At 68.8% G+C, this 13539-nt stretch carries 12 protein-coding genes; 8 read left to right on the forward strand and 4 right to left on the reverse strand.

What is annotated here, in order from left to right; genetic code table 11:
* The first annotated feature begins 219 nt into the window (after positions 1-219).
* Entirely contained in the window at positions 220-2730 is a 2511-nt protein-coding gene (locus tag C5B97_RS14485; RefSeq protein WP_181027025.1) for a lamin tail domain-containing protein, read from the forward strand.
* Between the two features lie 240 nt (positions 2731-2970).
* Complete coding sequence (locus tag C5B97_RS14490; RefSeq protein WP_104312724.1) at positions 2971-3783, forward strand: hypothetical protein; 813 nt, start codon at positions 2971-2973, stop codon at positions 3781-3783.
* A 99-nt stretch (positions 3784-3882) separates the two neighbouring features.
* Here the strand turns inward: C5B97_RS14490 and C5B97_RS14495 are convergent, their stop codons facing one another.
* Both C5B97_RS14495 and C5B97_RS14500 read right to left on the reverse strand, forming a co-directional pair.
* Positions 3883-5379 (reverse strand): catalase, encoded by a 1497-nt coding sequence (locus C5B97_RS14495; protein WP_104312725.1) that lies wholly within the window; start codon positions 5377-5379, stop codon positions 3883-3885.
* 64 nt (positions 5380-5443) lie between these two features.
* A complete protein-coding gene (locus C5B97_RS14500) occupies positions 5444-5908 on the reverse strand; it encodes a Fur family transcriptional regulator (protein WP_104312726.1) in 465 nt (154 codons plus the stop codon).
* An 84-nt stretch (positions 5909-5992) separates the two neighbouring features.
* Here C5B97_RS14500 and C5B97_RS14505 point away from each other — a divergent pair, with 84 nt between their 5' ends.
* From C5B97_RS14505 to C5B97_RS14520, 4 genes are all read left to right on the forward strand, one after another.
* Positions 5993-6886: a spermidine synthase gene (locus C5B97_RS14505; RefSeq protein WP_104312727.1), complete on the forward strand. Its 894-nt coding sequence runs from the start codon at positions 5993-5995 to the stop codon at positions 6884-6886.
* An 86-nt stretch (positions 6887-6972) separates the two neighbouring features.
* Positions 6973-7545, forward strand: a complete 573-nt coding sequence (locus C5B97_RS14510) for a hypothetical protein (RefSeq protein WP_104254052.1) — start codon at positions 6973-6975, stop codon at positions 7543-7545.
* 8 nt (positions 7546-7553) lie between these two features.
* Positions 7554-8027 (forward strand): SprT-like domain-containing protein, encoded by a 474-nt coding sequence (locus C5B97_RS14515; protein ID WP_104312728.1) that lies wholly within the window; start codon positions 7554-7556, stop codon positions 8025-8027.
* A 133-nt stretch (positions 8028-8160) separates the two neighbouring features.
* Positions 8161-9366 (forward strand): mechanosensitive ion channel family protein, encoded by a 1206-nt coding sequence (locus C5B97_RS14520; RefSeq protein ID WP_104312729.1) that lies wholly within the window; start codon positions 8161-8163, stop codon positions 9364-9366.
* A gap of 74 nt (positions 9367-9440) precedes the next feature.
* Here C5B97_RS14520 and C5B97_RS14525 read toward each other — a convergent pair whose 3' ends face one another.
* Positions 9441-10469 (reverse strand): pirin family protein, encoded by a 1029-nt coding sequence (locus C5B97_RS14525; RefSeq protein WP_104312730.1) that lies wholly within the window; start codon positions 10467-10469, stop codon positions 9441-9443.
* A gap of 67 nt (positions 10470-10536) precedes the next feature.
* Here C5B97_RS14525 and C5B97_RS14530 point away from each other — a divergent pair, with 67 nt between their 5' ends.
* Positions 10537-11577 (forward strand): low specificity L-threonine aldolase, encoded by a 1041-nt coding sequence (locus tag C5B97_RS14530; RefSeq protein ID WP_104312780.1) that lies wholly within the window; start codon positions 10537-10539, stop codon positions 11575-11577.
* 104 nt (positions 11578-11681) lie between these two features.
* On the opposite strand, the gene C5B97_RS14535 is transcribed toward C5B97_RS14530, so the two are convergent.
* Positions 11682-12524 (reverse strand): PASTA domain-containing protein, encoded by an 843-nt coding sequence (locus C5B97_RS14535; protein ID WP_104312731.1) that lies wholly within the window; start codon positions 12522-12524, stop codon positions 11682-11684.
* Between the two features lie 471 nt (positions 12525-12995).
* Here C5B97_RS14535 and C5B97_RS14540 point away from each other — a divergent pair, with 471 nt between their 5' ends.
* Entirely contained in the window at positions 12996-13514 is a 519-nt protein-coding gene (locus tag C5B97_RS14540) for a hypothetical protein (protein WP_104312732.1), read from the forward strand.
* The last annotated feature ends 25 nt before the right edge of the window (positions 13515-13539 follow it).

The raw sequence follows: 13539 nt of genomic DNA on the forward strand, positions 1-13539 counted from the left end.
AGCTGAGGGCAGGGGCATTCGAGACCCTGCCCTCAGTCGTGCCCGCGCCGCCCCTCCACTCGCCTCGTCTCGCTTGCGACCCGTGGACCGCGCCTTGTTCTTGTTCCGTTCAGGTCCTCGCTACCGCTGAGGCACCCGCCCCGGGTTCGATGACCGCGGCGCATGCGCTCACCCCCGAGTGCACGTCGCTTCGTCCCCCGAGCGCAGAGGAGCGCGTGCGTGCAAGCACAACGAACCACAGTGGCGGCTGCTGTCGCCTTGATCATCGGCGGAGGTGCGGCCCTGGCAGCCCCCATGTCGGCCAGCGCAGCCCCCTCCCCCACGGTGCACGCGAGCGGCGTCGTCATCAACGAGGTCGAGTCCGACGGCGACACGACCGACTGGATCGAGCTGGTCAACACGGGCGACGCCCCCGTCGACCTCTCGGGCTGGGCCGTCAAGGACAACGACGACACCCGCGACTTCCGCTTCGCAGCCGGCACGAGCATCCAGCCTGGCGCCTACCTCGTCGTCGACGACACGCAGTTCGGCTTCGGGCTGGGCAAGGAGGATCAGGCGCGGATCTTCGACGCTGCGGGCGTTCTCGTGGACGCCCACTCGTGGGCCCAGCACGCCGACGTGAGCTACGCACGACTCCCAGACGGCGTCGGCGACTTCGTTCAGACGACCGCGAGCAGCAAGGCCGCTGCCAACGATGTCGAGGCCGCGACCGGCGCCGTCGTCATCAACGAGATCGAGTCGTCCGGCGGAGAGCCGGGCGACTGGGTGGAGCTGTTCAATCCCGGCGTCGGCGCCATCGACCTCAGTGGCTATGTCCTCACCGACAACTCGCCGGAGGACGAGACGCACCGATTCCTGCTGCCCGAGGGGACGACGCTGCAGGCGGGTGCCTACCTCGTGGTCGAGGAGGCGGACTTCGCCTTCGGCCTGGGTGGCGGCGACAGTGCCATGCTCTTCGCCGCTGACGGGACGACCGTCGTCGACGAGCACTCCTGGACCCAGCACGCCGCCACGAGCTACGGTCGTTCCCCGAACGGCAGCGGGGCATTCACCGAGACCTCCGAGCCGACCAAGGGTGCTGAGAACCGCTTCTCGGGCGTCGCACCGACCTCCGCCGTCGTCATCAACGAGGTCGAGTCGAACGGCGGCACGCCAGGCGACTGGGTCGAGGTCTACAACCGCGGCGCCGACACCGTCGACATCTCCGGCTGGACGATGGTCGACGACAACGCCGGCCACACCCCAGCGCCCGCGCCAGCCGCGACGGTGCTCGCGCCCGGCGAGTTCTTCGTCTACGAGGAGAGCCTCCTCGGCTTCGGGCTCGGCAGCGGTGACAGCGCGACGCTCGCCGACGCATCAGGGACCATCGTCGACACGACGACCTGGATCGACCACGTCGAGGTGAGCTGGGCGCGCTGCGCCGACGGCGACGGCGACTTCCGCTCGACGACCGCGTCGACGAAGGGCGCACTCAACGCGTGCTCGGATGTGCCCGTCGAGACGCCGGGACCGACTGCGCCGCAGGCCGACCCGTGGACCGGCTCACCCGACGTCGCCCCCATCGCGGGAGGCATCACGCTCGGCGAGGACATGTCGGGCCTCGACTACCAGTACTCGCCGGACGGCAGCACGCTGTGGGCCGTTGACAATGGCACGGGCAACCTCTATCGCCTCGACGTCGCGACGGACGGCAGCGTCTCCCCCGCACCAGGCTGGGAGGAGCCCAAGCGAGTGCGTTTCCAGGCGGATGCGGGCAATCCGTCGGCCGCTGGCCCCGACGCCGAGGGCGTCACGGTCTCGGCAGACCAGCCGGATTCGGTCTACATCGGTTCCGAGCGTGACAACTCCGAGAAGTCGACCAACAAGAACACCATCCTGAAGGTCAACCTGCGCGACGCGACTGGCGCTGACATCGTCGCGACGGCGGAGTGGGACCTCACGGCGAGCCTGCCGCAGGTCGGCGCCAACACGGGCATAGAGGCGATCGAGTGGGTCGCGGACAGCGAGCTCGAGGGCAGGCTGCTCGACGAGAACACGGGCGCCCCGTACGACTCGGCGAACTACCCGGGCGCCGACGGCCTGTTCTTCGTCGCCGTCGAGGAGACCGCAGGCGTCTACGCCTACGCGCTCTTCGACGACGGCAGCGCCGGTCGCGTCGCCACCCTCGAGTCCGGCCTCGGCGGCGTCATGGCCCTCGACTACGACGAGTCCACGCAGACGCTCCGGGGCATGTGCGACAACGGATGCGGCGGCACGAGCGCGCTGTTCCACTTCGGCACGGAAGACGGCACGGCCGGGTACACGGTGACGCACATCGCCCGACCCGCCGGACTCCCCGACACGAACAACGAGGGCTTCGCGATCGCCGCCAACGAGACCTGCGTCGACGGCACACGCGCCACCTACTGGCTCGAAGACGGCGTGAAGGCCGACGCACTCAAACAGGGCTCGATCGCGTGCGCCCCGGACGAGACACCTGCGCCAACGGAGACCCCCGGCGCGACGGAGACCCCCGGGACCACCGTCACTCCGGGCGGGACGACGACACCGGGGGCCAGCACGGCACCGGGAGACGGGGCAGCGCACGGAAACGGGCCTGAATCCGCGGCCGGCGGCACGGGGGATGCCCTCGCGACGACCGGCGCCGAGCACCTCGTCCTCGTCATGCTCGCCGGGCTCGCCGCGCTCACGCTCGGCGGCTTCGCGCTCACCCGCCGCCGCGACGCGTAAGCCAACCGAGACGTATCAGCTGAGGGCAGGGGCGATTTCGCGCCCCTGCCCTCAGTCGTCTCCCGGACGACCCGTGGGGCGTCGGCTTCCCGGCTTCCTGCGGGGAGTCCTCCCCCGCATCCACCCCCAGCCACCCAGTTCCGTTAGCGTGTCTTCCAGCACGGTCGGCTTCGTCGGATCGCGAGGAAGCGCCCCGCCCCACCTTCGGCCGTGTCATGCCCTCGCCATGAAGGAGACCTCGTGAAGAAGCTCGTGCGCACGTCAGCGGTCGCGCTGACCGCCCTGTTCCTGCTGTCGGGATGCGCGCTCGTCGGGCAGATGTCCGGCGGCGAGACGCCAGAGGTCGAGACGACCTCGACCTCGGAGAGCACTCCAGGTGCGCCCGGCGAGACGACCCCCTCGGAGTCGTCCGACCCCGGCGCGTTCGCCGTCAGCTACGCCTGCCGGATGGCCGACACTCGCACGTTCGCGGAAGCCCCATCCGACCTTGCCGAGATCTGGGCGCTCGGCGACGACGTCACCCGCTGCACGGGCAAGTCGAACGGCGGGACCACGTTCTCGGAGACCGAGCAGAAGGCACTCGACGCCCTCGGACAGGCCGCCACGGACGACGACAAGGATGTGGCACCCGACGACGTGCGCCTCGCCGATGTCTACGCGCTCTGCGCGACCCCGGGGTTCTACTTCGCGATCTCCCCCGGCATCTCGACGGACGAGCAGTCGTCGCAGCTCGAAGCCGCCCTCATCCTCTGCCCTGAGCACCCGGACGCGGAGTCCGCCAGGACCTCGCTGAACACCTACGAGGCCAACGTCACCGCCGGCAACGACGGCACGCGCTTCAACGACGGCGTCTGGAAGGTCGGCGACGAGATCAAGCCGGGCACCTACAAGCCCGAGACGCCGAGCGACAACTGCCGCTGGTTCCGCTACGACGACAAGGGCGAGTGGATCGAGACGTCGTACGACAAGACCCAGGCCGAGATCGTCGTCACGATCGACGCCAAGGACAGCACGTTCGAGTCGCGCAACTGCGGGTACTGGCGCGCCTCCTGACCACCTGTCGCCCTCGCGAACGCAGATGAGCGTGCCCCCTCGAGTGAAGCACTCGAGGGGGCACGCTCGTCTGCGGGGCCGCGGCCCGCGCCGTTCCGGCTAGTGGCCGACGCCCACTGGCGCGGGGTCGCTGTCGACGGCGTTGGCCTCGACTGCGGCACGGATGCGAGCACCGGTCTCCGGGTCGATGTTCACCCAGTACTGGAACGCGTTCGAGCGGACGGGCTCGATGACGGTCTCGAGGGCACCGGCGACAGTCTCCACGAGACGGTCGCGCTGCTCCTGCGTGAAGACCTCGCGGACGAGTGTGCCCGCCTGCGAGAAGTCATCGTCGTCGGCGCGGAGCGTGTACGCGCTGCGCACCAGGTCCCCGTCGGTCTCCCACGAGTTCTCGACCGGGCCGGTCTGGTCGGCGTACGGGCGACCGAACGAGTTCGGAGCGTAGACGGGCGCGGCGCCGGAGTGCGACACGGTCATGTTGCCGTCGAACGTGTACGAGTTGGTCGCGTTCTTCGGCCGGTTCACCTCGAGCTGCTGGTAGTTCGTGCCGACGCGGGCGCGCTGGGCGTCCGGGTACGCGAAGACGCGGCCGAGCAGCATCTTGTCCGGCGAGATTCCGGTGCCAGGCACCTGGTTCGAGGGCGAGAAGGCTGCCTGCTCGATCTGCGCGAAGAAGTTCTCCGGGTTGCGGTTGAGTTCGAGGTCACCGACCGGGATGAGCGGGTAGTCGGCGTGCGGCCACACCTTCGTGAGGTCGAACGGGTTGATGCGGTAGGTCTTCGCGTCCTCGAACGGCATGACCTGCACGTTGAGCTTCCAGCGCGGGAAGTCGCCCCGTCCGATGGCCTCGAAGAGGTCGCGGCGGTGGTACTCGGCGTCGGAGCCCGCGAGCTTCTCTGCCTCGTCGTTCGACAGCACCTCGACTCCCTGCTCGGAGATGAAGTGGTACTTCACCCAGAAGCGCTCGCCCGCCGCGTTGATCCACGCGTACGTGTGCGAACCGTATCCGTTCATGTGGCGCCACGACTGCGGCAGGCCGCGGTCGCCGAGCAGGTACGTGACCTGGTGCGCGGTCTCGGGGTTGAGGGTCCAGAAGTCCCACTGCATGGTGTTGTCGCGCAGGCCCGAGTCGGGGAGGCGCTTCTGCGAGCGGATGAAGTGCGGGAACTTCATGGGGTCACGCAGGAAGAAGACGGGCGTGTTGTTGCCGACGATGTCGAGGTTGCCCTCGCTCGTGTAGAAGCGCAGCGAGAAGCCGCGCACGTCGCGCCAGGTGTCGGGCGAGCCCTGCTCGCCCGCGACGGTCGAGAAGCGCAGCAGCGTCTCGCTCTCGGCGCCCTGCTGGAAGACGGCGGCGCGCGTGTACTGCGAGACGTCGTGCGTGGCCGTGAAGGTACCGAAGGCGCCTGCACCCTTCGCGTGCGGGTTGCGCTCCGGCACACGCTCGCGGTTGAAGCTCGCGAGCGTCTCGACGAGGCGCACGTCGTGCAGCATGAGCGGGCCGTCTGCGCCTGCGCTCAGGGAGTTCCGGTCGCTTTCCGTGGGACGGCCGTTGGTCTCGGTGGATGGGACTGTCGGGTCGATGTAGTCAGTCATAACGCTCCTCTTCGGATTCAGCTGGGCTGTGAACTGGGGATGAGTCTGGGTGTGTCGACACGGGTCAGCGTGTCGCGCAGTCGGCGCAGACGCCGCGGTAGACGACTTCTGCCGTGTGCACGGCGAACCCGTTCGGCGCGTCCGGGACGAGGCAGGGTGCCTCACCGACCGAGCAGTCGATGTCCTCGATGCGCCCGCACTCGTCGCAGACCGCGTGGTGGTGGTTGTCGCCGATGCGGGTCTCGAAGCGGGCCGCGGTGCGGGGCGCGTCGAATCGGCGCACGAGGCCCGCGCGACCGAGGTCGTCGAGGATGCCGTAGACCGCCTGCAGGGTGAGCGAGCCGAGCTCAGCGCGAAGCGAGGTCGCCGCTGCGAAGATCCGCTCGGCCGACGCGTGCGGGTCGGCGTCGAGCAGCTCGAGCACCGTCACGCGCTGGCGCGTCACTCGGAGCCCGGCGTCGCGCAGCGCCGAGCGCCAGAAGGCGGCGTCGTGTCGCTCGCCCACCTCGAGCTCGGTTGTCGTTGCCATGCGTCCATGCTGGCAGTTGTTTTGAACGATTCCAAACAAGGCCACCCTTGCTCGAACCCAGCGTGTCTCTGCTTGACTTGCCAGGTGCCGTCAGCCAGCGAGAAGACCCCCAACAGCTCCAGCCCGCAGAGCGTCAAGCTCGACTCAGGAGCCCAAGCCCGCTTCTCGCGCGACGGAGAAGAGTGGACCCTGATCGTCGACGGCACCCCGCAATCGGCCGTCAACCCGCTCGACCCGAGAGAGCTCTCGTTCGGGTACATCCGCCACATGGGCTACGTCCTCGACCTCGCCTTCCCCGAATCAGCGGCCATCACGGCCCTGCACCTCGGAGCCGGGGCGCTCACCATCCCCCGCTACGTCGACGCCACCCGGCCCCGCTCACGACAGCAGGTCGTCGAGCTCGAGCGCTCGCTCGTCGACTTCGTGCGCGAGGTCGTGCCGCTGCCCGCCGGGGCGAGCATCCGCATCCGCTACGGGGATGCGCGTGAGCAGCTCGGCAGACTCCCCCGCGGCCTGCTCGGCTCCGTCGACGCGATCGTCGTCGACATCTTCTCCGGCGCGCAGACCCCGGCTCACGTGACGAGCGTGGAGTTCTTCGCCGAGCTCGAACCGTTCCTGAAGCCCGACGGAGTCGTGCTCGTGAACATCGCCGACGGCCACGACCTCGCGTTCGCCCGAGCGGAGGTCGCGACGCTGCTCGAGGTGTTCGGCGAGGTCGCGCTCGTCGGCGACCCCGCAATGCTGAAGGGCCGGCGTTTCGGCAACATCGCTGCCGTCGCCTCGCGCTCCGCCGATGCACTCGCGCTGCCCGGACTCGAGCGACGCGTCGCGTCGGGCTTCCCGCCAGCCGTCGTCGTTCGCGGCAAGGCCGTGCGCGAGTTCACCCGCGGCGCCGAGCCGGCCAGGGACGCATCGGCGACAGCGTCGCCCCTGCCAGGGAAGAGCCTCTTCCGCGAGCGCAGACAGGGCGGCTGGTGAACCCCGCCGACACCTGATCGGATCCGCTGTCCACAACCCGGCGAGGGATGCACCCAAACCGCCGCCGCTGCGACTAACCTGCTGGGGTGTCAGACGCTCCCATCATCCTCGGCTACGACCCGGAGACCCTCCGCGAGCGCATCGACGTCGACGCCGCGGAGGCTCGCCTCGCGGAGATCGCCGTGCTGCGATCCCTCACCGCGCTGAACGAGAAGGTCGCGCTGCTTCGCATGCTCGGCCGCCTCGACGAGGCGTTCGACACGGCGCAGACCGCGTACCGCCAGTCGCGCTTCACCGGCGCCCGCGAGGACGCCCTCGCGGCACGTGTCCGCAAGGCGCAGGTGCAGCAGTTCCAGGGCAAGCACGACGTCGCACTCCAGGACCTGACCGGCTGCGTCGACGAGGCGCTCACCCATGAGTGGGACGAACTGGCCGCGTTCGCGCTGCAGCACCGCGGCAAGGTGCGCTTCGAGCAGCGCGAGTACACGGAGGCGCTCGTCGACTTCGAGCGGGCCCACGAGCTGCGCCTCGCACGCGGCGTGGCTGCCGACCAGCTGCAGTCGTCGAAGTTCGCGATCCGCGTGACCCGGGCGATCCTCGAGGGCGACGAGGAGCCCTCCTCGGAACTGAGCGAACCGATCACCTCGATCGACTCCTAAGCGGCGCGGTGGCCGACCTGGCCAAGGTGCAGGTGTGGGCGGAAGCCCTCATCCGCATGCACCTCGACGACAGCTGGAGCTTCGGCTTCGACCACGCGAAGAAGCGCGCGGGCGCCTGCAACTTCCGAGACAAGCGCATCACGGTCTCGCGGTACCTGTCGGCGAGGTACGACGACGACACCGTGCACCAGACGCTCCTGCACGAGGTCGCCCACGCGGTCGCCGGCCACAAGGCGGGGCACGGGCCGGAATGGAAGCGCATCGCGGATGAGCTCGGCTACGTCGGCGGGCGCACGCACGACGGTGAGGTTGCGTCCGAGTTCGCCAAGTGGGTCGGCACCTGTCCGAACGGGCACGAAGTGCTGAGGTTCCGTCGCCCGACCAACGGCAGACTCGTGTCTTGTCTGCGCTGCGCGCCCTCCTTCGACCGGAGGTTCCTCATCCAGTGGCGGGAGCGCTCGGACGCAGAGCGGCGAGGCTGACGCGCTGGCGCCTCCCTTTCTGGTCGCAAGCCAGGGAGCACGGAGACTCGATCACTAGCGTGGGTTGCTCCAGCCCTCCGCGCCGCCTGCTTCCGCGGGCCCGAAGAGGGACCTCCACTCCCCAAGGAGGAACGTGCTCGATCCCTGGCTCGCTTTTGCCATCTCACTCGCTGTCGCCGTCGCGGCCGCGGTCGCCCTGACCGCTGCCGTCGCCCTCATCATCCGCCTGGTCGCGAAGCGAATGCGCTGGCCCGAACCGCTTGTGCGGCACACGCGGCGCCCCTTCCGCGTCGTCGTGCTCATCATCGCGCTGTGGATCGCCGTCGCAGTGGCGTTCCCCGCCGCCGGCGAGGGCTCCTGGCGCGAGGTGATCTACCACGCGCTGACGATCTGCGTCATCGCCGCTGGCGCCTGGCTCATGGCCGGCCTCGTCGCCTTCTCGACCGACATCACGCTCGGCCGCAACCGCATCGACGTGGCGAACAACCGGGTCGCTCGTCGCATCCGCACCCAGACCCTGATCCTGCGACGCCTGGCGGTCGCCGTCATCGTGATCATCGCGTTGGGGGCGATCCTCCTGACGTTCCCCGCAGTGCGCACCGTCGGCGCCAGCCTCCTCGCCTCGGCCGGCATCGCGTCGGTCGTCGCGGGACTCGCCGCGCAGTCGGTGCTCGCGAACATCTTCGCCGGCCTGCAGCTCGTGTTCAGCGAGGCCCTGCGGGTCGACGACGTCGTGGTGGTCGAGGACGAGTGGGGCCGGATCGGCGAGATCACGCTGAGCTACGTGGTTGTGGACCTCTGGGACGACCGGCGTCTCGTGCTGCCGTGCACCTACTTCACGACGCAGCCGTTCCAGAACTGGACGAGGCAGGGCAGTGAGCTGCTCGGCTCGGTCGAGCTCGACGTCGACTGGCGGGTCTCTCCAGCCCTCATGCGCGAGCGCCTCGCGGAGGTGCTCACGCAGACCGACCTCTGGGATGGCCGCGCCCAGGTGCTCCAGGTGACCGAGGCCACGGGTGGGCTCGTCCGCATCCGCATCCTCGTGACGGCGGTGGATGCGCCGACCCTGTTCGACCTCCGGTGCTTCGTGCGCGAGGCCATGGTCACCTGGCTGCAGCGCACCATGCCGTCGGCACTGCCCGTGCAGCGGGTGCTCATCACCGAGCCCGCGGTTCCAGATGACGCTGCATCACGTGCGTCTCAGGACGAAGACACCCGCAGCGATGACACGAGTGCGGGAGGTTCTGGGCTCTTCACGGGAAGTGTCGAGGCCCAGGAGCGGGCATCGGTGTTCACGAATGCGATCCCCATCGTCGACGCGGAGGATCGCGATCGTTGAGGCCTTGCCGGGCCGGGGCTGGGGCGGGGGCCGGGGCCGGGGCGGGCTGAGGCCGAGTTCTCGGGCCGTGCGCGTCAGGCGTCGCGGGTTCGACCGCGGGGTTTGAGGCGCACGGTCGGGAGGGCCGGGGAAGCGAGTGTCCTCCCGTCGTGGCTGTCGACGGCGCCGAAGCGCGCATCCGCTGACAGCGACGCCCTGGTCGCTTCCCACTCTGTTCGCGCCGCCGCGACGTCCTCGTGCGAGGAGCCGACGAAGTTCCAGAACATGACGATCTCTTCCTCGAAAGGCACGCCTCCGAGCAGCAGCGCGCGTCCGCCCTCCGCCGCACCCACGACGCTACGTCCCGTCCCGGCGGGCAGATAGCCGACGGCGCCCACGGGAAGTTCCACGTCGTCGACCGTGATGCCAGGCGAGCATGCCAGCACACCGTGCTCGAAGGCCGGATCCAGTGCGAGTTCCGCTTCCGAGCAGCCCGGGAACGCGAGCTCGACCCCCACGAGCGGCGAGAAGCTCGGGGCGTCGGAGCGCAGACCGGCGTACTCCCCCATGAAAACGGTCGCCTCGACGCGCCCGTCCACTCCCGTCGACGCCTCGAGCTGCGTCGACGGACACCGGTCCAGACCCGCGAAGGCGGGCGCCATGCCGCGACGCTCGGCGGGCAGCGCGACCCAGAGCTGCACCCCGTGGAGCACCGGCGCACGGGTCGAACGTGTCGGCGAGACCTCGGAGTGCACGATCCCCTGGCCCGCCGTCATCACGTTGACGCCACCGGGCGCGACCTCGTGGACGCTGCCGATCGAGTCGCGGTGCAGCACCTCGCCGGAGAACAGCCAGCTCACCGTCTGCAGGCCCGTGTGCGGGTGCGGGGCGACGTCCATCCCGCCATCCGACGGCAGGTCGACCGGGCCGTAGTGGTCGATGAAGCACCACGCCCCGATGAAGTGGCGGTACTTGTTGGGGACCGAGCGCAGGACGGGCAGCGAGCGGGGTCCGCCGAGCGGCACCTCGCGGGGCAGCAGCAGCTCGATGCCCGCGATGACCTGGCCGGTCTCGTAGGCGTCCTGCAGCCGCGCCTCGATGGGGTTCGCCTCGGCGTTGCTCATATACCGAGGGTAGACGCGAGCACATGAGTTTTCATTGACCCGTGGCGTGCGCGAGAATGGATCGGTGATTTCGCAGCTGCACGACCCCAGCATCCGCACGTTCACGAGCGACAACGCCGCGGGCGCCCACCCGCAGGTGCTGGATGCGCTGGTCACCGCGAACGGCGGGCACGTCGGCGCGTACGGGGCCGACCCGTACTCGACGGCGTTCCAGAACCTGTGTCGCGAGCTCTTCGGAGAGGCAGCCATCGGCCTGCCGGTCTTCAACGGCTCGGGCGCCAACGTCGTCGCGCTGCAGTCGATGGTCCCACGCTGGGGCGGAGTCGTGTGCCCAGCATCCGCGCACATCAACACCGACGAGAACGCGGCACCAGAGCGGGTCGGCGGGGTCAAGCTGCTGACCGTCGAGACCCCGGACGGGAAGCTCACCCCCGCCGACGTCGAGCGCGCTGCGGCGGTTCGGCGCGACGTGCACCGCGCGACCCCGCTCGCCGTGAGCATCAGCCAGGCGACCGAGGTCGGCACCGCATACTCCCCGGACGAGGTCCGCGCCCTGGCCGATGCCGCCCACGCAAACGGCATGTGGCTGCACGTCGACGGCGCACGCCTCTCGAACGCCGCCGCACACTTCGGCTGCACGCTCGCCGAGGTCTCGAGCACCGCGGGGGCCGACGTCATCAGCCTTGGCGGGACCAAGAACGGGGCGCTTGCCGCCGAGGCCGTGGTCGTCGTCAACCCAGAGGCCGTGTACGGCGTCGAAGAAGCGCGGAAGATCGACCTGCAGCTGTCCTCGAAGATGCGCTTCGTCTCAGCGCAGCTGCTCGCGCTGTTCGGCGGCGAGCTGTGGCGCGAGAACGCCGAGCACGCGAACGCCATGGCCGCTCGCCTCGCCGCCGGCATCGCCGCTATCGACGGCTGCTCGGTGCCCCTCCCCCGCCAGGCAAACGGCGTCTTCGCCATCCTGCCGGGCGAGGTCGCCGAGCGCGTCAGCGAGCACTACGCGTTCCACACCTGGGACGCCTCCACCGGCCTCGTGCGCTTCCTCTGCTCCTGGGACACCACCGACGGCGACGTGGATGGGCTCATCGCGGCCGTCGCGGGTGCGTAGAACCAGGCGACGGGCGGGTACGTAACGCGGCGAGCGCGCATCGAGCCCTCGTTACTCCCTCTCGAACGGGCTTGTCCACTCCCCTAGCGGGAGCGAGACCGTTTTCAGTACTCAGTGGCCGGCAGTATCTCCACCTGGTGAACGGTAAAGAGGGGGACTGTCGTCGAGCCGCCAATTTGCGTGTCGTAGGTGAAGCTTCCGGCGACTGTCACCCAGGCCTTGATGTGGTCATCGGCGAGAACCTGTGCCACCCCGGGGCAATCGGACTCACCGTCACCTGCGGTCATTAGTGTGTTGCTGCTGTAGTCAAACGACATCTCTTGAACTGCGTGAGAGGTGTTCGCGCGGAATACACAGGCCCCAGTCGCGGCATCGAACTGGGTTACAGACCCATAGACGATCATGTTGGTCCCGACGTACGCATCCGGGCTTTTCTGGACCAGCCCAAAGGTCCGCTCGTCTGTCTCCGTGAAGGTGGCAAGATCGAGCGGCACAGCAGCGCGGACCACTGCCAATTTGACGACCGCACCCACGGGCTGTGCCCCCGAGAGCGACTGGGACTGCACTGTCCAAGTCCCGTCAGCGGAGTAACTTTCCTCCGCACCCGAGATCGAGAACTCAAATCCGGCAGTTGCCAGAGCAGCTTTTGCCTCTTCGAGCTCAAGCCCAACGACAGCAGGGACCTCTGCCTCCTGGACGTCCGGCTGCACCGGGGCGGCGGAAACCTCCACCTCAGCCTCGGCAACCGGCTGCTCAGGCTCTGAACCGCCTGAGATGAGCGCCGCAAGTACGACTATGGACGTGAGCGCGGCAACCAAACCCAAGCTCATTCCGGTGATTGCCATCGGTTTCGACTGAATCTTTGAAAGCGCAAGCACACCGAAAAGTATGGCGGCGAGGCCTATAGCCGCACCGAAGCCGGGAACCAGGCCGATGAGGAAGGCCACGATCCCAAGGACCAGCGCGGTGATGGCGAGCCCTCGACGCCGGCGTGGGGCAGGCGCATGTGAAGGTCCGTAGGGAGCAAACCTTGCGGACTGGTATCCATTCGGATCGCTCGAGTAGACGGGCGGCTGATTAGCCGCAGGAGGAAGCTGACTCATTGTCGAATAATGACAGAAAACTCGCCTTTCCGGCGAAAAGATATGACCGTGTCCTTCACCCGGAGAAAACAGGATAAAGAAGTATCTTCTCCGGACAAATTCGAGAACCACTAGAACCGATTTAACGGCGCGCAGATTATTCCCCAGTTCACGTGAACAGCAGAGGACTGGCCCTGAACGCGCGTTCGGCGCCCGACCAGAAGCCGCGGCCGAGACCGAACCCATGGCAACACAATCCGAGCTGCACTCAATTCTGGTCACACCTACCCCTGCCGCGACCCCTCGCGTGACGCTTCGGCGGGTAGCCTCGGGGCCGTGACTGACTACACCGCCTGGGAACGCCTCTGCACGCTGATCGATGACGACCCGGAGATCTGGCCGAGCGTCCAGGAGGCGCTGCACGGCGGGGCCGACGATGACCACGAAGAGGGTCACGGTGACCACGACCACCAGGCAGACACCGACGAGAGCGGCGTCGAGGAGGACGACGGCGCCGACGAGGCCTGGGGCGCCCTCATCGACGCGCTCGATGACTGTGGCGCCCTCGCGTATCTCCACGCCGACGACACCGCAATGGAACTCGCGGATGCCCTCGCCGGCGTGCCTCGAGTCGTCCGCATCGGGCTCGACACCGATGAGATCGGAGACGTGGACGGGGATGTGCCAACCGCATCCGCAGCTGCGGACGCGCTGCTTGCGCCCGCCGGTCTCGCGCTCGTGTTCCTCGAGGAGGACAGCGACGCCTACCCGCTGGTCGTCGTGCCGCGCGAATCCGTGCCCGAGATCGTCGACACGGCGGCCGCGCTCGGGTTCGTGGCGCGCCAGCTCCCCTAACGGGCGCGAGTCCCCCTCGATCTGT

The sequence above is a fragment of the Pseudoclavibacter sp. RFBB5 genome (assembly GCF_002931555.1).
GTDB lineage: Bacteria > Actinomycetota > Actinomycetes > Actinomycetales > Microbacteriaceae > Pseudoclavibacter.

Bases quoted from the DNA above. Each gene is read 5' to 3' on its own strand.
- C5B97_RS14495 (WP_104312725.1), bottom strand. From the start codon at position 5,379: ATGACTGACTACATCGACCCGACAGTCCCATCCACCGAGACCAACGGC.
- C5B97_RS14500 (WP_104312726.1), bottom strand. From the start codon at position 5,908: ATGGCAACGACAACCGAGCTCGAGGTGGGCGAGCGACACGACGCCGCC.
- C5B97_RS14525 (WP_104312730.1), bottom strand. From the start codon at position 10,469: ATGAGCAACGCCGAGGCGAACCCCATCGAGGCGCGGCTGCAGGACGCC.